Source organism: uncultured Roseobacter sp. (assembly GCF_947496515.1).
In the GTDB taxonomy this organism is placed as follows: domain Bacteria; phylum Pseudomonadota; class Alphaproteobacteria; order Rhodobacterales; family Rhodobacteraceae; genus Roseobacter.
Map to the genome: position 1 here is coordinate 1 of NZ_CANMDB010000003.1, position 21,531 is coordinate 21,531.

A 21,531-nucleotide genomic window follows, 5' to 3' on the forward strand; every position below is an offset into this window, starting at 1 on the left:
TATAGTCATCCGCTGGAATGCTCATGCCACATCTGCCCGAGACAGGCGCGCAGCATCACCAAATGTCACACGCTCCATACCCAAAAAATACCATTCAACGGGTATCATAGGGACCAGACATCTGAACAGGTTGGTCTCCGATCAGGCCCATCGGGCGGGCCAGATCGGCAGAAACCTGCACAAGAGCCCCGTCTGGCAAAGCCCCACGTCATAGCGCAGTACACGATATTGTTCGACACGTTGCCACTGCAGTATCTGACCATAAGCGCTGTTGGTCGCTAGATGGCGGATGCGTGCCGGGTGGTTGGGTTGGCCTTGGTGGTTTGGTCCGCTTTGACAGATCTGACAAGGTTGAAGTCGCGGGATGGGCAGGCTGTGCTATGGCGAAAGTGCAGGCGTCTGTCCTACAGTTCGGGTTGAGAGCCGCTGGATGTGCCAAATCTGTTCCCTCCGCTGGTCGGCGTTTGGCGTACCGCCGGGGACGTTTGCGTTATCGCTTTCTATGATCTTTTTCATCGAGATCGGGGTTGAGCCAAAGGCCATCTGTGCCCGGCCCCTTGAGCGTCTGATCTTATCGTAGGCAGAGGGTGGGTTTTTCGTCACGAGGCCTGCTTTCTTGGTGGCGCTCGGGTTAGTTTTTTTTGTCCACGCCGGAAAGTCTCAAAGATGCGCATTGTACTGCGTCTCAGCCGATACTGCCAACAGCAGGCTGTAGATGGCCCGCGCCGCCATCCAGTTGCGCACGCGGGTGCTTGGCATATGGGACGATGCCGGTCTTGCAGCTGTTGTACGCAATGTACTGATGATTGCATCTGGTGCAAACTGCCATATGTCTGCCGAGCGCTTCTCTCCGACAGGCTTCCATTGCTGACATGACTTTGAGTTATCAGAGAGTCAGATGTCCCACATTGGCCCAACGATAGGCAGGCCCATGAGTCCGAAAGACCTCACCAACCTCCATTTTTAGGCGCTGCGCCGACCGGAGCAGTGCCCGCAGCTCGGGCGGGCTGTCGGTATCGCGGATCAGTTTGGTTACTGCATGGGGTTATGGTGCGGTTGTGTTAAGTTTGACATGAACGCCATGAATGAGGTGCCGCGAGATGTCAGCTCACCGCGTCGGATCCGGATCTACAGATAAAAGCATATGAATAACATCGTCGAGCAGGATCACCGGGGCGTCAAAAGGCGAGCGCATCGGATGATGGCCTTTACATCTCTCACATAAGCAACGGCAACCTTGGCCGGGATTGAGACGGCGCACATGATCAGGAAAGGACAACGAGGCGATGGCTGCCTTTTTGCCATCTGAGACGGTCTCGCGGCGTGAAAGGCGCCCGACGTAGCCTGCCCCTGTCCGCGGGCAAACAATGCAACATAACCTGGCGAAATATGCAGCTGTTGATACCCCGATGGCTGCGATCGAGGCGGACATGCCAATGATCATCATGACGCAGGTAAAGTCGCAGGGAAGGACATGCAGGGCTATCTCGGTGGCGACATTTTCAGCCGCCTCATCTTGAAGTGCGTCGCACCCATCCATGATTTGATCAAGCCTTAAGGGTGTTCAACCGAAATGCTGCGCAGAGCCAGTTGGGTTGGATCTTTCTCCAAGCGGTGCTGAGCCCTTTCCGGCAGGTCTTCATGTTCCCACCGGCGACTGCACTGCTCCTTGCTTTTGGTGCATTTGCCCTTGAGCACGCAGCCCTCGCAACGGCTGGACCAGTAGAATCGGATCGCTTTGCCATTTTGCTTGCGCGTGAACCGATGGCCCCGCTCTTGACTTGCCGGGCAGATGCAGGCGTCAGCCTCTGCATCACAGGCAAAATCAGCTTTGTCGAACTGCCGCAAGCATCGGCATGCGTCGTCAAAGGCTTGGGGACGACAACCGCGATCCCGGCCTGTTCGCAGGCGAGGATTTCTCCGCCTTTGTAGTATCCCTTGCCCATGATGCCTCGATCCGATCTGGGGCCATCGCATCAAGGGCTATCATCGACAAAGCGTCCCGGTCGTAGCTATGCAAAGTGACCTCACGGGCGACGATCAGATGGTTCTCGGCCTCAATCGCGGTTGGCACGTTGTAGCCGACGACGCACGGCATGCGAGGAGTCGTGGCCTTGGATCGCGCGTCAGGATCGCTCAGCGCGACCTGCGTTTCGCTCGTTTTGTCCATGTTTTTTTCAATGGATCTGTAGCGCACGTCCTCTTTGCGGAAATGCCACAGCTTTCGCAACATTTGTTCCATGCGCGCCTCTGGCAACACCGTTCCGGTCTGCTGAAACACCTCGTCGGCGCGACCCAATCAACCAGGTAGCGCTCAAGATCCTTGTCGGTCTCGCCAAGCTTCTGGCGCAGCTTGCCACGGGTGTCACTCTTGGCTTTGGGATTCACCGCCTTAAACCGACTGGCACCGATCGCCGCCAGGTTCACGCCCAACAGATTGAGGTCGCGACATAGCGCAACGAACTGTTGGCATACCGTACGGATCGCCGGGCCGTGTCCTCGCGGAAGTCTGCAATCGTCTTAAAGTCAGGCTTCAAGCTAAATGAGCTCGAGATTGCGACCAGACTCCCGGTCCAGTCGCTGCGATGCCTGAACCTGATTGAGGTAACCGGACAGATAGATCCGAAGCATCAGCCCCGGATGATAGCCCGGCCGACCGATCGCAGCGGCAACGCGTTAAAGCCGAGCACTGCAAAACCAGGCATCTCTACAAGGACATCAATCGCTCGAACTGGGCTGTCTGCGCCAACATAGTCCTTCAAACAACCCTCGGAGTTCTCGCACGGTCTCTCCGCAGACCGGATCGTTTATCAGGTCGCTGCGGACGGCCAGTTTCTTTCGCTCGGACAAGGCAATCTAGGTCCCAAACGGGCTATTCCCGAACTTCATTTGAAGGCCAAGCCAGAGGCAACAGCGCTCCGCCTGAAAAATTTGTTACCTGCGCTCAGATTTTCAAGAGATCGGCCCGCTCCGCTTCGATCTCGGCCACAGCGCGGGCCTTGCCGATTTTCAGGGCGCGTTTCTGGTAATCTCGGATAAAGGCGATCAAGTCCTTGTCGCCGTGTTGTGCCTCTCCGCGCAGCAAGGCGCCGAAGTATCCCTGCAGCATCGCCAGCCCGCCCAGCACATAGGGTTTCTGGCGCGATTTATTCACCGCGGAGGCGATCAGGAACAGCGGATGGGTGCCCATGTAGTACTGACCGAAACCATGCCGCCGCCGTCCGGTAAAGATGCTTTGCTGGCTCGATCCCATCGGCCGCAGGTGCTCGAACCGCAACGCAGGATCATCCCAGCTGACCGGAGCCCACCCTAGCTGCCGCGCCTTGTGGCAGTCGATGCCGTCCCACATGACCTCGCGCACGAAGCCGCCAATCTGTTCGAAACAGGCGGTCGAATAGAACTTGGTCATGCCCAGCGACATCTCGTCTCCGATGTTCTCGCTTTCGAGCTCCCCCGCGCCATTGCGGAAATAGGCCTTGCCAGAGCAGGTGCCGATCCGGGGGTTGGCCTCCATCCGGTCCATCAGCGTGGCAAAGTAAAGCGGCGGAAGATCAAGATCGAGGTCAAGCTTGCACAGATAGGCATAGTCCGACAGCGAGACCGTCTCGACACCGGCGTAAAACGCCTCAATCACGCCGGGACCCACGGCGCGGTGGCCGCGATCAGGTTTGGGCACAACCTTGATCCAGTCATGCTGAGCGGTGTAGTCGGCGAGGATCTGCGGGGTCTCATCGGTGGAGCCATCGTCAACGATGACCCAGAGCGTCGGAGGTTCCGATTGCGCCACCATGCTGTCGAGCGTGCGGCGCATGTAGGCCGCTTCATTGCGGCAGGGCGAGATCACCACATAGGAGCGCGGATCGGGGGAAGCGGTGTCGGTGTTCACGGGGTTTCCTTGCCTCAGCTGTCGGGGGTCTGCACGCGGGATGGGGCGGCGCCAGTGCCGGGTGGCGGTGCCAGCACATCCGGAGCCGCACCAGTCCCACCATTCAGCACCCAGTCATAGACGCGGGCCACCTGTTGGGCCTTCGCTGACCATGTGAAGCTCTGCTGCACCGCGGTCCGCGCTGCCTTGGCGCGGGGCGCAAGACCGCTGCGGTCGCGCGTCAGCGTTTCCAGTTGTGCCCGCAGCGCCATAACGATCTCGTGCCGCGTGCCGATGGGGATCTTGTAGCCCGTAGCATCGGTGACCAGCTCGCCGGGTCCGGCATAATCGACGATCACCGGGACCACCCCGAGGGCCATGGCCTCCAGTACCACCCCACCGCCGAACTCGCGGATGGAGGGGAACGCCAGGATATGGCTGTCGGTGGCGACCGATTGCACGTCCTGGTGGGGCAGCAGCCCGTGAAAGGTCACCGCCGCGTCGACCCCGTCCTTTTTCACCCGCTCTTTCAGACCGTTGGCGAGGGGGCCGTCCCCGATCATGTCGAGCAGCATTCTGCCGTCGCGCAGAAGCGGTATCGCCGCTTCCAGAAGCATATCCGGCCCCTTGTAGGGCACCATTCGGCCAATGAAACAGGCGCGCAGCGGGCCATCAGCGTTCTGTTTGGCCTGCAGGTTGAACCTGCCCGGATCGATGGCATTTTCGGGAACATAGACGGTTTTATCGCGGTGCGGGGTCGGCACTTCGCCTTGGGTGTGACGGGACCCCACGAGAATGGCGCTTGCGCAGCGCAGCGTGCGGGCCCGCTGCGGCATCAGCTTGTAGATACCGCGGATGTAGGACAGCCACTCCCGCTCGCGCCGCCGCTCTGAATCGAAGCCCGCAGGCCAGGGTACACCGCCGTTCAGCGGACCCAGTATAAACGGTACGCCCGCCGCCTTGACGCGGGGTGCAATCCGCGATTGTGCGGTCGGGCTGAGCGGGGTGACCCGGTGCACGATATCATACGCCCCTGACCTTATGTCTGCCCCGAAGTGCTGCCAGACCTTGTGCTCAAAATAGGGGTAGGCAAGTGCGCTGATGGCGGTGTTCAGCGTCCATCCCTTGCCCTGCCCCATGCGCAGCATGTTGGACAGGCGCCAAAGTGGCCGCATGAGCGGTTCGGTATCAATCGCGGTAAAATCCGCTCCCTCGACAAGCCCGGCGCGCACGAAAGCCTCCCTGTTGCGGATCTGGGTCACGATATGGACGTCGGCGACCTCACTGAGCGCGCGGGCCAGTGACCAGCCCACCAGGGGGACGCTTGTCCATTCAGGATTGGCCGCCTCGGCGATGACCAGAACGCGCGGCCGTGTTTCCATGGTGAAGAGTCCTACTCGACGGTGGTAAAATATGGGTAAAATCGGCAGCAGAGTGTTGATTTGCCGCTTCTTTTGCCATGTTTCCGGTCAGGCTGCAAACCTGCAAGCCCGGACCATGGGGGATCTGGTTAACCTGTTGTAAAGGCTGGTCTGTACTTGTCCTACCGCACCGGCTAAATGATCGCGAACCAACCGAAAAACCGAAGAATGCGAACCGCCTGCCGTACTGCACCTAAGGATTGCACCTCACAAAAAAGTGCCCAGCGGATGCGGTTTTTTTATCTATCCGCAGTGAATTTGTGGTAGGTGCTCCTCGGTGTAACCATTGTTCTTATAATTGCAGAGTTTCCATGTCATTTACTTCATCAGATTACCGAGAGCGTTTTTCCATCTCAGGGTTCCTGCACTGGGGTACAGTGTGGCTGCTGGTTGCCATCGTTGCTGCCGGTATTTTCTTCTCCAACGGGATCGAAGCTCTGCTGGCCGCGTGGCAGTTGCCCGAGTACAGCCATGGCCCCCTGATTCCCTTGCTCTCGGGTCTGTTGTTCCTGAAACAGCTGCGCGACGTGCCGGTCGTGCCCGGCCCCAAAACCGATCGCTGGCCGGGTGTTGCGATTGTCATGATCTCGATCCTCTTCGGGCTCGTGGGTATCCTGTCGAATATCGACGATATCGTGGCCTATGCGCTGATCTTCTGGGTCGGTGGCATGCTGCTGATCAGCTGGGGCTGGCAAACAGGCCGGCACTTCTGGCCCGGCGTTGTGCATCTGGTGTTCATGCTGCCGCTGCCGGGGGTGATCTATTTCAAGGTAACGACCAGCCTGCAGTTCATGTCGTCCGAACTGGGCGTCTGGTTCCTGCGACTGATGGATGTGCCAGTCTTTCTGGACGGCAATATCATTGATCTGGGTGTGATGAAGCTGCATGTGGCCGAGGCCTGTTCCGGTCTGCGCTACATGTTCCCGATCATGAGTTTCTCGTACATCTTTGCCACGCTTTACCGCGGCCCGGTCTGGCACAAGGCCGTGTTGCTGCTGGCAGCGGTACCGATTGCCATCGTCATGAATTCTATCCGGATCGCGGTGGCGGGTGTCATCGTGCAGTATTACGGCGACGCATGGCTCGAAGGTTTCACCCATTTCTTCGAAGGCTGGGTGATTTTCCTCGCCTGCATCATGATCCTGTTTTTCCTGGCCTGGCTCATGCTGTGGCTGCATCCTGACCGCCCATCGCTGACCCAGGCGCTTGATCTGGATACTGACGGGCTTGGCACGCAGATTGCCCGGGTCCGCTACGTTTTCCCCTCGACAGCGCTGGTTGCGGCCGGCGGCCTGATGCTCGTGGCAGTCATCGGCCTTCAAGCGCTGCCCGAGCGGGGGGCGAATGCGCCAGCACGTGACAGCTTTGCGCTTTTCCCGCGTGAGCTTGAGGGTGGCTGGCGTCAGGCCGGTCCGCGCGAATTCCTGAAACCGGGTGTCGCGGGCAAACTGGGGGCGGATGACTACCACCAGGTCTCCTTTGTCAAACCGGGTACTGCGGGCCATGTGGGTCTGTTTATGGCCTGGTACGATGACCAGTCCAAAGGCGGGGTGCACAGCCCCGAGGTTTGCCTGCCCGGATCCGGCTGGGAAATCGCCTGGCTGGAGCGGACGGATCTGACTGAGGTCATGGAAGCGGATACGCCGTTCCGCGTGAACCGCGCGATCATCCAGAAGGGCGAGACCCGGATGATGGTGTTTTACTGGTTCCAGCAGAAAGAACGCCGTGTCGCATGGGATTTTGCCGCCAAGTTCTGGTTGATGGTCGACGGTGTGCGCAGCGGTCGGACCGATGGCGCGCTGGTGCGGCTGACCTCGCCGATTGCGCGGGGTGAGGCAGACGCGGATGCGGAAGCACGGCTGATGGAAGTGCTCGAAGCGATCCAGAAACCGTTGCCACGTTTTATCCCCTTGGGCGAGTGAGGCGGTCCGGCAGGTATGCGGATTACCTTTTTGAGCCCCTTCACATCGCTTGCGGGCGGTGTGCGCGTCATGGCGATCTACGCGGCGGAGTTGCAGGCACGCGGGCATGAGGTCACCGTCGTGTCCATGCGGCACCCGACGCCGCCATTGAAACTGCGGATCCGCGCCATGATGGGGCGCGCCAAGCTGAGACCGGTCAAGAAGTCCACGCCCTTGCTTGATGTGCTCGGCGCCAACCACGTGGTGGTGAACCACAACGGCCCGATCACTGCCGCCGACGTGCCGGATGGCGATGTGGTGATCGCCACTTGGTGGGAAACGGCGCCATGGGTCGCGGATCTACCCGCCTCCAAAGGCCGCAAATTCTATCTGCTTCAGGACTATGAAACCTTCAAGAAAGGGCGGTTTGAGCTGGTCAGTGCCACCTATGACCTGCCGCTGCGAAAAATTGCAGTATCAGACTATATTGCCCGCATGCTGGCCGAGAATCACGACATTCAGGATGTAGCGGTGGTTCCCAATTCGGTCGACTGCACCCAGTTCAGCGCCGACCCCAGGGAGAAAGGGCCGGGACTGACCGCCGGCTTCCTCTATACCGGCAAGACCCGCAAGAACGTCAAACTGGCCATCGACGTGCTGGCACAGGCGCGCGAGGTAATCCCCGGGCTGAAGGTGATCGCCTTTGGATCTATCGCGCCGCTGGACAAGCTGCCCCTGCCCGACTGGATCGAATACCACCGGACACCGGCACAGGCGGAACTTGCGAAGATTTATGCCTCCTGTGATGTGTGGCTGTTCACCAGCCTGCACGAAGGATTTGGCCTGCCGATCCTGGAGGCCATGGCCTGCGGGACGCCCGTACTGGCAACACCCGCCGGTGGAGCACCGCAGATCGTGACGGGCTCAAACGGCACACTGTTGTCACCTGAGCCAGAAGCCTTCCTCGCCGAACTCCAGCGCATGGCCTCGCTGTCGCCCGAAGCGTGGCGCAAGATGTCGGACGCGGCGCGCGAGACGGCGCACGCCTATAGCTGGGGAGACGCCACGGACCGTTTGCTCGAGGCCCTGCGAGAGGAGGCGCCAGCGTGAGCCTGTCCTCCGACATCTCCGATCCGGCGGGCGTCGCCCGGTCAAGCCATGAGGCTGCTCACGCAGCTTACCGCGCCCGCTCTCGGTTCGGCAATCTGGACGGGCTCCGCTTCATCTGCATTTTCATGGTGATGTGGCACCATTTTACGCCGTTTCCCTATCTGGAACAATGGATGGGCTTTCGGCGGGGCTTTCTGGGTGTCGATTTCTTCTTTGTATTGAGCGGTTTTCTCATTACCACACTGCTGCTGCGCGAAGCTGCCCAGACCGGTCGGGTTTCCATGCGCGACTTCTATCTGCGCCGGATCCTGCGCATCGTGCCAGTCTACTTCTTCGTTGTGACCTGCGTCTCCGCTTATTTTATCCTCGTAAAGGGCCAGACAGAACTGCTGCAACTTTTGCCGTTCTACTACCTGTTCCTGTCGAATTTCCTGATTGATCACATTCCGCTACTCACGATCACCTGGTCGCTGTCGGTGGAAGAGCAATACTATGTCCTTTGGCCGCTGTTGATCGTGCTGTTGCCGCCGCGCCTGCTGGTCTCTGTCGCGGTGATACTGATCGCCGTGAATGTTGCGATTTCATCGGGTATCTTCGGCCCGATGGCGCATTATGCCGGGCCGCTGAAGATCGCCATTCCGGCTGCGACCTACGCCCCAATCATCCTCGGCTCGCTGGCGGCGATCCTGCTGCACCGGCGCAAGAGCTTCATGGCCCTGAATGCGGTGGCGGGCCGTCCTGGGGCGGCGGTGCTGGGGTTTGTGCTGCTCGGCGCCTTGTTTCACCTGTTGCCGGGCGATTTGCGCGGGCTGCCGAACCTGGCGGTTCATACCACAATGACCTTCTGTCTGATCGCGCTCGTCCTGCGTGAGGAGAGCCTCCTGAGTCCGTTTCTCAAACAAGCGCTTGTAGTACGGGTGGGAGCCGTCAGCTACGGGATCTATCTCTACCATCTGATCGCTCTCGATCTCGTGCACCGGTTGCTGCCAACAGAGGTCATGCCGAAATGGGTGGCCTTCATCCTTTTTGCGATACTGGCATATCTGATCGCGGAGCTCAGCTTTCGCACGCTCGAAGCCTATTTCCAGCGATTCCGCCCGAAACCAAAAGCCGCGCCGCAGCAAAACGCTGACTGACGCGCTTTCGCGCGAGTGTCAGGTACGCTCGACGGCTTCGTCGTCGCGTGCCATCCAGGCAAACTTGGTGCCCGCAAGCGCCTCCGCCACCTCGCCGTAGTTGATCAACACTGTGTCCAGCGGGAACGGGTTCATCTTGCGGTTCTGGATATGGACCTCGCCCGGCTCGATCCCCAGAAAGCTGCAGATCTGGCCATAGGCCTGCTCGGCGCCGCCGGCGTCGATATCGCGCTCGTACTCGATTTCCAGAAACGGCTGATCCGCCAGCAGGCTGCGCACCTGGTCATGGGCGGTCTCGACCTCCTGCAGGTATTCCACGATGGGTCGGCCCGGTGCGCCCCCGGTGGTAATCCCATCAATGTCGAGCGTGAATTCCTTCTTTTTCACGGTTTCACCAGCGCCCGCATGCCAGTTGCCCCGGCTCTTGCTGGCATAATGCGACACAACATGGCGCAGGGTGTTGCGCCGCGTCAGCAAGATGTAATGGGTCACGCCAATCCGCTGGCAGGCGCTCAGGAACTCCGCTGTGTTGGTACCGAAAACAGCTGGATACTGATCAGCCAGGATCTTGAACTCGAACCCGTAGAACCGATCCCCCGAGATCGCGAATTGCGCCTTGGTCCAAGCCGCATAGTCGAACTTGCGAACGCTGTCGCCGTAGAGCTGCTTGGCCTTTCGGGGCAGTTTGCCATCCCAATAAACATCCGGATTCTGCCCCAGCAAATTTGCCAAAACCGTGCTGCCACAACGCCCCACATGCAGCATGAGCACAACGCCCGGGCGGTTGCGGGCCGCGGGCAGCCCGCGCAGCCGGTCGAACTGCCGTACCTGCCGCTTGAAAAACGGCAAGACACGGCGCGGCAGCAAACCGCTTATTCTGGAGCGAAATTTAGGCATGCGTGACGCGGTTCCCTTGTCCAACTCTCGTTCTACACCTGCCCGCGCGAACGGGATGTCACATCTGGGTGCGGAAATTCTCTTCGAACTCCAGAATCTTGCGGATATTATCCTGCGCGTCATCCTCCGCATAGAGGACGATCACAGGACAGTTAAACGTCTGAGCTTTCTGTGTGATGGTGTCAAAGAGCGCGTTGTCCTGATCGACCCGTGCACGCACGTCGGCATCCGTCGGTTTGCTTTGCAGCATGCCATCGCGGGCGCGTTTGGCCACGCGGGACTGATACCGGGACACGACGAATTCGGGATCGCGGGCGCGCAGGTGGATAAAGGCCCGCTGCTTCCAGAGTGCGGCACCTCCGTTTTCGGTCAGGCTCAGGACCTCGCGAGGGAAATTTTTGAACAGGCTTTCGTCCAGCACGAAACCGCGGGGAAAGTCGTTGCTCAGAATGGTCAGGCTTTCGCTGATGACACGCGACATCTGGCGCGGGATCGTGATGCTTTTCCAGGCATCTGTCTGTTCTTGCTGAACATATTGGATCTTGCTGAAGTAGATATCGCGATGCAGCTGCTCCATGGCCGTCGAGGCGGTCGCAGAGGGGCCGGTCTGGCCGAGATCGAAGCGAAAGAACCAATGCGCCCGAAAAGGTTTGTAGAGCGCATTGTTCAACGTGGTCTTGCCGATGCCCTGGGTCCCGATGAACTCCATCGTCCATCCGGCGGTTGTTTGCCGCGGCTCAGACATCAGGTCAGAAAGTGAGCGGCCGCGCTGGCGCATTTCAAAGCCAGTCGGTCTAAGGACCTTGTTGATAAATGTTGCCTTACCGTTCAATCTCTTACTGCCCGTATTTCTTAAAAACCTGCCGAAGAAGCGAGGTTTGATGAATAGACCCTCTCAGTCATACGCATATCTCCTCCCGGTTACTACTGGCGGCCAGATTATTCCCGCGAAGGTTCCGGCAACAAGTGCTTTTCGCGGCAGCTGGGTGTCCGGTGCTGAAAACGCCGCCGCGAACACGCCTTACATCAACCCAAGCGTGTCGGATTGCCAGATCAAAGGGCGCGCTGCGTGAGACGGCGCACGATGCTGCTGGGTGCGGGCATGGCCCTGGGCACGGGTCTTGCCGGCATCGGGACGATGACATTTCGCTGGCATGCCAGCCCACGGCGCACACAAGGTCTGAGTGACGCGCATTTGCGCAATCTGCAGGCCCTTCCCGCCGGTACAGGGCCGCGGGTGCTCTTTGTGGGCAACTCCATGACGCTGCGCCATGATCTGCCAACAAAGGTCGCGGCTCTGGCCGCGGAAGCCGGTGTTTCCGTGCAGATCGCCCACGCCGCCGCCCGCGGCAGCCGACTGGTCGAGGCATGGCAGATCGAAGGCTTGCGCGCGGCGCTGGCAACCGGCTGGGATGTATTGGTACTGCAGGATTTTTCCACCACCTGCCTGCGTGCGCCGGATCGCTGGGGATCGGCCCACGCAATGCGCGAAATGGCACAGGCTGCGCAGGCACGTGCGGTGTTGCTCTATCCGACCTGGGCCTTTCCGCCGGGGCACAGGGTCTACCAGGAGGGTGCAGGGATTCTAACGCGCCCACCCGCGGATCCCGCGGATTTCGCCCGGTGTATCACCGCGCACTACGACAGCATCGCCCAAGCTGAGGGATGGACCCGGGCGCCGGTTACCGAGGTCTTGCAACAGGACACCGCCCTCTGGCTGGAAGACGACCTGCACCATCCGAACCCGACCGGAACCGCGCGGATCGCCGGTGTGCTCTGGCGCAGTCTGCAGCAGCTGCTGGCGCAAAATTCCGCCTGAACGGTCTATTTGAGTAGTCAAAAGGATCATTCGGCGAGATATCACGCGTCACGCAACGCGTTGAAATCTTATATCTCAAGCGGCGCTGCGTGACGCAGGTCTTTTGCAGGACGCTGTGGATCGAGGGATCAATCCACAGCGTCGCGGGCGTAGACGTCCTCATAGCGAATGATGTCGTCTTCACCCAGGTAGGAGCCGGTCTGCACCTCGATCAGCACCATGGGCACCTTGCCGGGGTTTTCCATCCGGTGCACCGCCCCTAATGGGATATAGACCGACTGGTTTTCGGTCACGAGTTTGACGTCGTCATCCACGGTAACCTTGGCCGTACCCTGCACGACGATCCAATGCTCCGAGCGATGGTGATGGGATTGCAACGAAAGCGCGGCACCGGGATGCACCAAGATCCGCTTGACCTGAAACCGCTCTCCCACCACGAGGCTTTCGAACCACCCCCAGGGGCGGTGATCCTTGGGGAACATGGTCGCCTGTGCGGCGCCTTTTTCCTTGAGTGCGGCGACAGCCTTTTTCACATCCTGCGCGCGCGACATATCGGCGACCAGAACCGCATCCGGCATGGCAACCGTGATGATGTTCTCCAGCCCGATTCCCACGACCTCCATGCCGTCGGTCTCGGAACGCAGAAGCGTATTTTTGCAGTCGATCGCCGTGGCCCCTGCCCCGGCAGAAACACCGACCGCGTCCGGGCCAGTCTCGCGCCAGACCGCGTCCCAGCCGCCCAGATCCGACCAACCGGCCGAAAAGGGTACCACGCTGAGGTTGTCCGCTTTCTCCATCACCGCGTAGTCGATGGAGATGTCTTCGGCCTCTCCCCAGGCCTCCGGATCAAGCCGAAGAAACCCCAGATCAGCCCGCGCCTTGTCATAGCTGGCCCGGACAGGCGCCATCAGATCAGGCGCATGGGCCTCAAAGGCTGCCAGAATATCGCTGGCGCGGAACAGAAAGATGCCGCCATTCCAAAGATGCTGTCCGTCGGCGAGCATGGCCTCGGCCTTTTCCGCATCCGGTTTCTCGACAAAACGCTCCAGCCTGACGGGCGTCGTGCCGCTCGGCGCGCTGGCAAGTTTCAGGTAACCATACCCGGTTTCGGCCCGGTCCGGCGTGATCCCGAAGGTGACAAGCTGACCTGTCTCGGCCGCGGCGACGCCGGCCTGAACCGCAGCGCGAAAAGCCTCCGCATCCGGCACCACGTGATCAGACGGCGCCACCAGCATCAGACCGTCCGGATCCGATGCCGCGACATGACAGGCCGCGACCAGCACAGCCGGGGCCGTGTTGCGCCCCGCAGGCTCAATCAGAATGGCTCCCGGATCGATGCCCGCACCCTGCAACTGCTCTGTCACGATGAAACGGAAATCAGAGCCCGTCACAACCAGCGGGGCGGCAAAATCGGGCCCCGACAGGCGGCAGGCAGAGGCCTGAAACAGCGTCTGCTCGCCTATCAAAGGGACGAATTGCTTTGGATATGACTTGCGGGAGAGCGGCCAGAGGCGGGTACCGGAGCCCCCACACAGCAGAACGGGCGTTATAGTCACTCTAGGGTCTCCATTGATCATTGTCGGACTGGTTTGCCGCATCGGTCGTCGGCACCGACGTTGTGTCACAGCTGCCTTTTTTTGGGCTTAACCCACCTGCAATCAATTTTGTTTAAGGCCTTTTGACACCAAAATCCGCCGAAAAACAGATCGAATAGGGAAGAATACCACATGAATGTTCCGATGCACCGCCCATTCCGGCCTGATGGCGGTTGCATGGTTACGGCGAATAAAGGATATGAAACGCAATATTCCACATGTCGTGCGACACTGTGCGATGTGAACCGATAGTGATGTGCAGGGCAGTGATTTGACCAAGGTAAAAACCGCCGTCGTCGGCTTGGGCAAAATGGGGTTGAGCCATTTTTCCATGATTAACGCGCACCCGGATGTGGATGCCGTCGCCTGTGATGGATCAGGCTTCATGGTGGACGTGCTGAGCCGGAATATCTCGACGCCGATCTACAAAGACTACACCGACATGCTCGCGCGCGAGCCACTCGATGCCGTCGTCATTGCCACCCCGTCGCGGATGCATGCCCCTATGGTGCAGGCCGCTCTCGAGAAAAACTGCCACGTATTCTGTGAAAAGCCGTTCTGTCTGGATTGGGCCGACAGTCTGCGGCTGAGTGAGCTGGCCACCAGCAAGGGGTTGGTGGCGCAGGTTGGCTATCACTATCGCTACGTTGGTGCATTCCAGGAGATGAAACGGCTGATCGAGGCGGGGGCCATCGGGCGCATCACCCACGTTCTGGCCGAAGCTTACGGGCCCGTCGTCATGCGCCCCAAGCGAACTACGTGGCGCACAGACAAGGCCGAGGGCGGCGGCTGTCTTTATGACTATGCAGCGCATCCGCTCAACCTGCTCAACTGGTTTTTCGGCAGCCCCGATCAGGTCATCGGATCGCATCTGGGGCAGATTTTTTCGGAAGGCACGGATGACGAGGTCTTTTCCACCCTGCGCTGGAACGATGGACCGACCGCACAGCTTTCCGTCAACTGGTCGGATGAGAGCCACCGCAAGATGTCGACCAAAATCAGCCTGATCGGCACCAATGGTCGAATTTATGCAGATCGTCAGGAATGTCAGCTTTACTTGCGGAAACCTGTCGACAGCCTGCCCGATCACGGCGCTGGCTGGACCGTGAAATATACCACCGAACTGACCGACGACCGCTGGTTCTACCTGCGCGGCGAGGAATACTCGGGCCAGCTGGACGAGTTCATCAACGCCGTCAAGAACGGTGAAAAAGGGGCGCGTCAGAACAGCTTTGCTAGCGCCACCGAGACCGACCAGACCATGGCAATGATCATTGAGAATGCAGAAACCGGCCTGTCGGTGGGTGAAGCACGTGCCGCAGCACCGCAAGCCCGCAAAAAGCGCAGCTGGTTCGGACGCTGAGAGAGAGACCAGATGGATAAGCTTCTTTTCGGCGACAACCAGTTTTTTGGCATCAACCATATGTCAGAAGAAAAAGCCCGTGCACAGGCGATGCGGTTTCAACACACCGATGCGATCATGGATGTGCTGGACGTGGCCTATGACGCTGGTATTCGCACGTTTATGTGTACCACGCACGACCGGATCGCCGAGATCGCGAAACGGGTGAAGGCCGACCCTGCCCGCTATGACGGGTTCCAGTTCTATCCCTGCATGCCCTATGCCCATAAATACGCCAATGCGGTGACTGAACACGGCATGGTGGGCGCGCTGCGTGAGTTCATGCCCAAGGACGGGCTTCTCGCGACGGCACTGACAGGCACCAAGGCGCTGGCCACCAAAGAAGTGGACGGGATCGCCAAAGTCCTCATCGACATGGAAATGAAGATGTTCGAGGGGACCAAGGCGCCGGTGATTTTCATCCAGAACGTGTTCACGGATCTGCTGTTGGGCATGGGGTTCACGCGCGCCTTTCGTATTTTCGATGAACATATCCGCGCAAACTACGATGCCGAACCCGCCTATATCACGATGAATATGCCCATGCTGCTCGATGCGCTGGAGAATGAGGGCATAGAGCGCCCGATCATCTGTTCCAACATCAACAAGATCGGTTTTCGGATGTCCGGTGGTTTCGATGCCTATCTGGATGCGCTGAAATCCGGCCGCGTGCGGGCTGTCGCAATGTCGGTATACGCCAGCGGCGCGATCCCTGCGGATGAGGCGATCCACTGGATTTCTGAGTTGCCGGGCGTCGAATCGCTTGTCTTTGGCGCCTCCTCAGCGGGCAATATTCGCGGTACCAAGGCGCTGGTCGACCGATACATGGGGGCAGCGACGTGATGGCGGAAGATCACTCTGCGGATCACGTGCCAGGCCTGGGCGAGATGGAGAAAGTCCAGATGCTCAATGCCTATGTGCACGACATCGGCATGGATGATCTGGTGGAGAACTTCCGCGAAGGAGCGATGCTGACGCTGCATGTGGATATGATCATGAAGCTCCAGCAGGATCGCGACTTCTACAACATCATCGACCAGTTTGACGTGATCACCTGTGACAGCCAGATCATGTATTTTGCGACCAAGTTTCTGGGCACACCTGTGCGCGAACGGGTGTCGGGGTCGGATTACTTTCCCAAGTTCTATACCCGCTATGCCAAGGACCCGCAGATGACCGTATTCCTCTGCGGCGGTAAACCGGGTGTGGCAGAGCTCGCCGCCCAGAACATCAATGCAAAGGTCGGCCGCGAGATGGTGGTGGGGACCGACAGTCCGGATTTTGATTTCGACGGCAACCCAGAAGAGATCGAGCGCATGATCACCGCGATCAATGACAGCGGTGCCACCGTTTGCCTGGTCGGTCTTGCTGGCGGACGGCAGGAAAAGTTCATCATGACCCATCGCGACCGGATGCCCGGCGTGAAGCTGTGGCTGCCTCTGGGCGGGACGATTGACTACGAGTCCGGCACGTTCGAACGGCCCCCGGCCTGGATTACCGAAGGCGGTCTGGAGTGGCTCTACCGCTTGCTAAAAGAACCACGCGCACGCTTTCACCGCTATGTGGTGCATGAACCACCTTTCCTCTGGGCAATCCTGAAGCAAAAGCTGGGTCTGTATCGCGACCCTTTTGCCTGATCGGAGCCGCTCAGGATCGACGACAGCGCATACCGAGCAGGACAAGACCACTCAGCATTAGGCCAAGGGCACCCGGCACCGGAACGGGCGCAATCCCCATATTGCCGGGCACAGAGGCAAATGCGCGGTGGCCCGCATCATCCACAGCATTGTCGGAGTATTCATAGTCATAAGCGGCAAAGTCGCCGTTACGGGAAGATATTCGGATGATGTTGTAGTCGAAGGCGTCGCAGTAGTATCCATCGCAGACGTAGATGTCCCAACCGATGACTTTCTTTGAACCGTCCGTTGACAGGTTGATGCGGCGAATATCCGTTCCGATCACCTTGTTGATACCGTCAAAAGCCCGCACCTGACCGGTAAAGCTCTGATTGGTCATGTTCGCTTTGACCCGCTGATCAAGCACCACTGTCATGGAGACAGACATTGACGTGGAATAGGGCCGCCGCCCATCTTCATCGGAGTAGCTGTAAAGCCCGAACCGGTCAAAAGAGTTTCCTTCGTAGACCAGGGTCGCTGCAGATACTGCGATAGACCAACTGTGCATCAGACAAAATGCGTAAAATAGATACTTCATATAAAACCTCCCAAAATGTAGAAAATCGCCGGCATGGTTACCCAAAACACACGGCGACTATGGTCATAAGCCATTAGTTCTACATGTTAAGCGCCCATCACACGACAATATCTCGCATTTGCGCGGTGCTGGAGGCGTCGTTGTATTCCACAGCGGCGCGCAACGCTGATACGATATGACTTGAACACCCTTCGACCTTGTCAGGTTTCACCCCTGAAGAGCGTTATATCTGCTTGAAACATTGACACTCTTCCAAGGCAGATGCGCCGTGCCATCTACTAAATCTGATAAACCAACGCCGCGATACTTGTGGATCCTGACTCCACTGACGACGTGCGAGTTCGAGCTGTTAAATCGACCTAGGACAGGCACAGGTCCATAAACCAGAACACAAAGCTCTGCCTTAGGATCTGGTCGCCCGCTGCAAGGCAAGATGTCTCGTCCACGTCTACGCCGGGAAGGCAGTCAGTTTATGCTTTTTCACTATAAGGATAAGCGTTCAGCACCACACCGAGCACATTGGTCTGCTCGGCAACCTCACGCTCGCAAACGTCAAGTTGGGCATAGCGGGTGGTATTGGCCCGGACGACGATCAACGCGCAATCCACGTTTTTCAGAAAGGCGCGTGTATCATCGTTGACCAGCACAGACGGCAAATCAAAGATCATGAGGTCAGGTTTGTAGGTCGCCTCGATTTCATCGATCACTTCCGTCGTCTCTTCGGCCAACAGGATACGACTGGGGTCATTGTCCTTGTGGCTGGCCATCGAGCACAGAACGTTGTCGCCAAACCGCAGCGCCTGTCGTGCGAAGTCTACCTTGCGGGTCATCAGATCACCGATATCGTGCGGAGGCTTGGTTTCAAAAAAGCTGCTGATGGAGGGAGAGCGCAGATCGAGATCCATCAGGATTGAATGCATGTCACTCTGACGCCCGAGGCCCAGCGCGAGGTTGCAGGCCACCGTGGTTTTTCCCGAATTCGGGGTGGGCGAGGTGATCGCCAGGCGCCGCCAGCCATTCTGGCGCATCTGCACGAGGAGCTTGGTCCGCAGGATATCAAAGGGCGCCGCCGACGGACCGGCCTGTCGGGTAACGACCCGATGTGACTGCAACAAATGATCGGCCACGTCGAACGTCGGGATATCTGTCCACAGGTTTGAAGGCGTCGGCCGCAACCCGGCGGTAATGGCCTTCGTTTCTTGGGGAGCACCCCGGCTGTGTCGCGCTCTTTCCAGCGCTGCCTGTAGCTTTTCCATGTTTGCCTACTCTTTAATAACTATGCTGTTCGGCGTGTCTGCGGATCTCAACTAGCCCAACCCAAAGCGCGCCAGACCCTTTTGGACCACCAGCTCCAATGGGATGTAATTGGTGTCCACGTACCACAGCCCCAACGGAACCGCGACGAGGACAACGAGCATGGCCGCCACGCGCATCAAGCGCCGGGTCGTCCGCCGCGCCTTGCTTTCGATATAGGGGATCACAGCGATGGGCACGATGTTGAACTTCTGACGCAGTTCGGCCGGGCGTCTGACCGATCGGTTCAGGATTTCCAGCAGAACAAAGTAAGCTGCCGCCAACCCCAGTCCGACGCTTGCGCCCATCATGGCGATCAGCGGTCGGTTCGGACCCGAAGGTGTCTGCGGCACACTGGCGTTTTCGATCACGGTGATCCGTTGCCCCTGTGCGGTGCTCTCGATCCGTTCTCCGACCTGCGCGGTGTTGAGGTTATTCAGTGCGGAGTTGTACCGGTTTTGAATGCTGACGTAGTCACGCTCCAGTGCCGCGAGCCGAATGCCGTTGGCTGCGCTCTGAGCGCTGAATTCTTGCAAATCAGCAATCTCGTCCTGAATGCGTGTGGTCTCGCCGCTGATGGTTTCTATGCGCGTATCAATGTCGGACAAGGCAGTCTGATAGAGCAGGTTTTCAACGGACTGCTCGCCGGTTTCACTGTTCTCTTCTTCTTGCTGAAGCGCACTTTGAACCTGTTCTTCAACCACGGCCTCCAGTCTTTCAACGAGGCTGCGCAGCCGGATAACCTGGGGGTGCGTTTCGGAATAGAGTGACCGCGCCTGCTGCAACTGCGATTCGGCTTGTTTGAGCTGCTGTTCTTCCGGGCTGAGGGGTGCCGCGGCTTCGTTGGGCACATTCCCCGTGCTCTCGTAGATCCGCACCATTTCATCGCGCTGATTGTCGAGAGATTCCCGCTCTCTTTCCAGCTGGGCCATCCGCTCCTGCAGAAGGTTGATCCGGTCCAGACGGTAGCGTTGTTCATCGGGCAGCGCGCTGGCATTCTCAGATTTGAACACGGCTATCTCAGCGCTTTGCTTATCGAGTTCGTCGCCCAGTCGCTGCACTTCCTGACGGAAGAAATCGAGCGTGCTCTCCGCGCGAGACCGTCGAAAGGTCGTGTTTTCCTGCAGGACCAGCGTCACCAGTTCGTTGACCACATTGGCGGCGACCCGTCCTGAGCGACCCTCAAAGGAAATCGTCATCACCGTCGCCCGGTTACGCCCGGTTGCGCGCCGGATCGACGTGGCCCTGCGCATCTCCTGAAAGACGGTGTCCGGGTTCATCTGGCCGATGTCCTGAAAGACCCGAAACTGGTTTGCAATGTCGATGAGCCTGGCCCGGGTCACCAGCTTTTGCTCGATCACGTCGAGCTGCTCGCCGGCGTCGGTCTGCACGGTAGAGGTCACCAGCCGTTCGGGAATCTGCGGCTCTTCGACCAAAAGGCGGGCGGAGGTCCGGAAAGTCTCGGGCAGCTTCAGAGCCGTGATGACCCCCAGACCCGAGCACAGCAGCACAAAGAGGAGCATCATCGGCAAACGATGCGCGAAAAGTCTCCAGTAAAATGAAAGATCGATATTCATTCGGCAGCCTTATGGGGAACATTGATCGGGTTGGTAAGGTAAAGCGGCGGCTCTGCGGGTTTGAGGATCAAACCATCCTCGAAAAGCTCACGGATCACCCCGAGGCCCGCCTTGTCCTTGCCGGCGGCGGCCGCGTAGACAAGGGCAAGATCACACAGCTTGTTGATCATGCGCGGAATGCCACCGGTCTCTTCGAAGATATGGCGCACAGCCTCTGACGTGATCTCGCTTCCCGTACCGCCGACATGGTGCAACCGGTGCTGGACATAGGCCCGCGTCTCCCGCAGATCGAACGGGTTGATGTGGAAGGTCGCGCTCACCCGTTGGGCAAACTGGCGCAACTCAGGCTGTGTAATGAGGTGGCGCAACTCTGGCTGACCGACCAGGATGATCTGGAGCAGCTCGTCCTTTCCAGAGTTTATGTTTGTCAGCATCCGCAGTTCTTCCAGCATCTCGGCGCCGAGGTTTTGCGCCTCATCGATGATCAGCACCACATGACGACCCGCTGCGTACTCGTTCACCACGAAGTTCTGAAAGTGCTGAAACAGAGAGACATAGTCCGTCTGCGCAGGTAGAGGCACGTCGAGCGCATTGAACACCCAGCGCAGCAGGTCCCCCTGATCCCCTTGCGCGTTGGAGATAAGGCCCAGGACGATGTCCACATCGACCTTGCGCAGCAAGGCCTGGATCAGGGTTGTTTTACCTGTGCCAACCTCGCCGGTCACGACGGTCAGCGGAGCGCAGGTAGCCAGACCGTACTCCAGCACGGAATGCGCGCGACGATGGGCCTTTGACCAGAACAGGAAAGCGGGATCAGGAGACAGCGCAAACGGGCGTTCACGAAAGCCGAAATGAGCCGTATACAGTTCAATCGCCATCTGCGACGCGTCCTCTTCTCACTACCATGCGGTCCTGGCCTACAAACATAATATAGGGTGCCGCAGCCCCGCTATGTGAAAATTTTCACCAAACCAAGCCCGTTCCCGGACCTACCTGCCAGCCGTGTGGCGATTTTCCGCCGGACTCTACTATAGTATCTTGAAAACTTCTTAAACGTGGTGATTCGCGCTTTTGCGCCGACAAGCCGTCTGGTGTCCGGCAGCGAGCGCTCGTCTGACGTTATAGAGCAGCCAAGGCCACAACCTCAACGCGCACTTATCGCAAAAAACAGATGAAAAGCGAAGATTTTCATGAAAATTTCATCTTATTGCGTTGTTGGCTTTGCCCGTGCGACTTTCTGGTGTTAGATAAACCAAATTTTCGTAAATTACTGTAAGACTTCAAACTAACTTCAGACGTTA

General features: G+C 58.7%; 22 protein-coding genes and 1 pseudogene. 8 read left to right on the forward strand and 15 right to left on the reverse strand.

The window, feature by feature from the left end; genetic code table 11:
- Positions 1–823: 823 nt before the first annotated feature.
- The 7 genes and pseudogenes from Q1A53_RS23395 to Q1A53_RS07190 form a co-directional block, all read right to left on the reverse strand.
- Positions 824–874 (reverse strand): annotated as a pseudogene (locus Q1A53_RS23395) (hypothetical protein); the annotation flags it as partial.
- A gap of 234 nt (positions 875–1,108) precedes the next feature.
- Positions 1,109–1,540, reverse strand: a complete 432-nt coding sequence (locus Q1A53_RS07170) for a hypothetical protein (RefSeq protein WP_299964504.1) — start codon at positions 1,538–1,540, stop codon at positions 1,109–1,111.
- Between the two features lie 14 nt (positions 1,541–1,554).
- A complete protein-coding gene (locus Q1A53_RS07175) occupies positions 1,555–1,848 on the reverse strand; it encodes a transposase (RefSeq protein WP_299964506.1) in 294 nt (97 codons plus the stop codon).
- Between the two features lie 16 nt (positions 1,849–1,864).
- Positions 1,865–2,281 (reverse strand): hypothetical protein, encoded by a 417-nt coding sequence (locus Q1A53_RS07180; RefSeq protein ID WP_299964509.1) that lies wholly within the window; start codon positions 2,279–2,281, stop codon positions 1,865–1,867.
- Positions 2,282–2,538: 257 nt separating this feature from the next.
- Positions 2,539–2,631, reverse strand: a complete 93-nt coding sequence (locus Q1A53_RS23400; RefSeq protein WP_366872464.1) for a hypothetical protein — start codon at positions 2,629–2,631, stop codon at positions 2,539–2,541.
- A gap of 313 nt (positions 2,632–2,944) precedes the next feature.
- Positions 2,945–3,886: a glycosyltransferase family 2 protein gene (locus Q1A53_RS07185; RefSeq protein ID WP_299964511.1), complete on the reverse strand. Its 942-nt coding sequence runs from the start codon at positions 3,884–3,886 to the stop codon at positions 2,945–2,947.
- 14 nt (positions 3,887–3,900) lie between these two features.
- The gene (locus Q1A53_RS07190) at positions 3,901–5,247 is read right to left on the reverse strand and encodes a glycosyltransferase family 4 protein (RefSeq protein ID WP_299964513.1); all 1,347 of its coding nucleotides are present in this window, start codon (positions 5,245–5,247) and stop codon (positions 3,901–3,903) included.
- Between the two features lie 350 nt (positions 5,248–5,597).
- Between Q1A53_RS07190 and xrtD the strand changes: the two genes are divergently transcribed.
- The 3 genes from xrtD to Q1A53_RS07205 are packed head-to-tail and all read left to right on the forward strand — an operon-like array spanning position 5,598 to position 9,433.
- Complete coding sequence (gene xrtD / locus Q1A53_RS07195; RefSeq protein ID WP_299964515.1) at positions 5,598–7,208, forward strand: VPLPA-CTERM-specific exosortase XrtD; 1,611 nt, start codon at positions 5,598–5,600, stop codon at positions 7,206–7,208.
- 30 nt (positions 7,209–7,238) lie between these two features.
- Positions 7,239–8,297 (forward strand): glycosyltransferase family 4 protein, encoded by a 1,059-nt coding sequence (locus Q1A53_RS07200; protein WP_299964517.1) that lies wholly within the window; start codon positions 7,239–7,241, stop codon positions 8,295–8,297.
- Entirely contained in the window at positions 8,294–9,433 is a 1,140-nt protein-coding gene (locus Q1A53_RS07205; RefSeq protein ID WP_299964519.1) for an acyltransferase, read from the forward strand. Before Q1A53_RS07200 ends, Q1A53_RS07205 begins: the two co-directional genes overlap by 4 nt.
- Positions 9,434–9,451: 18 nt before the next feature.
- Here the strand turns inward: Q1A53_RS07205 and Q1A53_RS07210 are convergent, their stop codons facing one another.
- Both Q1A53_RS07210 and Q1A53_RS07215 read right to left on the reverse strand, forming a co-directional pair.
- Positions 9,452–10,330: a hypothetical protein gene (locus Q1A53_RS07210; RefSeq protein WP_299964521.1), complete on the reverse strand. Its 879-nt coding sequence runs from the start codon at positions 10,328–10,330 to the stop codon at positions 9,452–9,454.
- Between the two features lie 58 nt (positions 10,331–10,388).
- Positions 10,389–11,039: a hypothetical protein gene (locus Q1A53_RS07215; RefSeq protein WP_299964523.1), complete on the reverse strand. Its 651-nt coding sequence runs from the start codon at positions 11,037–11,039 to the stop codon at positions 10,389–10,391.
- On the opposite strand from Q1A53_RS07215, the gene Q1A53_RS07220 reads away from it, so the two are divergent.
- Together Q1A53_RS07220 and Q1A53_RS07225 are read left to right on the forward strand one after the other, a co-directional pair.
- Complete coding sequence (locus Q1A53_RS07220; protein WP_299964526.1) at positions 11,029–11,403, forward strand: hypothetical protein; 375 nt, start codon at positions 11,029–11,031, stop codon at positions 11,401–11,403. The two genes, Q1A53_RS07215 and Q1A53_RS07220, sit on opposite strands and share 11 nt — an antisense overlap.
- Positions 11,400–12,149 (forward strand): hypothetical protein, encoded by a 750-nt coding sequence (locus Q1A53_RS07225; RefSeq protein ID WP_299964528.1) that lies wholly within the window; start codon positions 11,400–11,402, stop codon positions 12,147–12,149. The genes Q1A53_RS07220 and Q1A53_RS07225 overlap by 4 nt, the downstream gene beginning before the upstream one ends.
- Before the next feature lie 128 nt (positions 12,150–12,277).
- On the opposite strand, the gene Q1A53_RS07230 is transcribed toward Q1A53_RS07225, so the two are convergent.
- Together Q1A53_RS07230 and Q1A53_RS07235 are read right to left on the reverse strand one after the other, a co-directional pair.
- Positions 12,278–13,705 carry a mannose-1-phosphate guanylyltransferase/mannose-6-phosphate isomerase gene (locus Q1A53_RS07230; protein ID WP_299964530.1) on the reverse strand — a complete coding sequence of 476 codons (1,428 nt, stop codon included), beginning with the start codon at positions 13,703–13,705 and terminating at the stop codon, positions 12,278–12,280.
- A 102-nt stretch (positions 13,706–13,807) separates the two neighbouring features.
- Positions 13,808–14,077 (reverse strand): hypothetical protein, encoded by a 270-nt coding sequence (locus tag Q1A53_RS07235; RefSeq protein WP_299964532.1) that lies wholly within the window; start codon positions 14,075–14,077, stop codon positions 13,808–13,810.
- Between Q1A53_RS07235 and Q1A53_RS07240 the strand changes: the two genes are divergently transcribed.
- From Q1A53_RS07240 to Q1A53_RS07250, 3 genes are read left to right on the forward strand one after another with little or no spacing between them, the layout of a single operon-like run.
- Complete coding sequence (locus Q1A53_RS07240; protein WP_299964534.1) at positions 14,076–15,107, forward strand: Gfo/Idh/MocA family oxidoreductase; 1,032 nt, start codon at positions 14,076–14,078, stop codon at positions 15,105–15,107. The genes Q1A53_RS07235 and Q1A53_RS07240 overlap by 2 nt on opposite strands.
- Before the next feature lie 12 nt (positions 15,108–15,119).
- A complete protein-coding gene (locus Q1A53_RS07245; protein WP_299964536.1) occupies positions 15,120–15,989 on the forward strand; it encodes a hypothetical protein in 870 nt (289 codons plus the stop codon).
- Positions 15,989–16,783, forward strand: a complete 795-nt coding sequence (locus tag Q1A53_RS07250) for a WecB/TagA/CpsF family glycosyltransferase (protein ID WP_299964538.1) — start codon at positions 15,989–15,991, stop codon at positions 16,781–16,783. The genes Q1A53_RS07245 and Q1A53_RS07250 overlap by 1 nt, the downstream gene beginning before the upstream one ends.
- Positions 16,784–16,793: 10 nt before the next feature.
- Here the strand turns inward: Q1A53_RS07250 and Q1A53_RS07255 are convergent, their stop codons facing one another.
- The 4 genes from Q1A53_RS07255 to Q1A53_RS07270 form a co-directional block, all read right to left on the reverse strand.
- Entirely contained in the window at positions 16,794–17,330 is a 537-nt protein-coding gene (locus Q1A53_RS07255; protein WP_299964539.1) for a hypothetical protein, read from the reverse strand.
- A 500-nt stretch (positions 17,331–17,830) separates the two neighbouring features.
- Complete coding sequence (locus Q1A53_RS07260; protein ID WP_299964541.1) at positions 17,831–18,616, reverse strand: CpsD/CapB family tyrosine-protein kinase; 786 nt, start codon at positions 18,614–18,616, stop codon at positions 17,831–17,833.
- Between the two features lie 51 nt (positions 18,617–18,667).
- The gene (locus Q1A53_RS07265; RefSeq protein ID WP_299964544.1) at positions 18,668–20,230 is read right to left on the reverse strand and encodes a chain length-determining protein; all 1,563 of its coding nucleotides are present in this window, start codon (positions 20,228–20,230) and stop codon (positions 18,668–18,670) included.
- Positions 20,227–21,108 (reverse strand): AAA family ATPase, encoded by an 882-nt coding sequence (locus tag Q1A53_RS07270; protein ID WP_299964546.1) that lies wholly within the window; start codon positions 21,106–21,108, stop codon positions 20,227–20,229. Before Q1A53_RS07270 ends, Q1A53_RS07265 begins: the two co-directional genes overlap by 4 nt.
- Positions 21,109–21,531 lie beyond the last annotated feature (423 nt).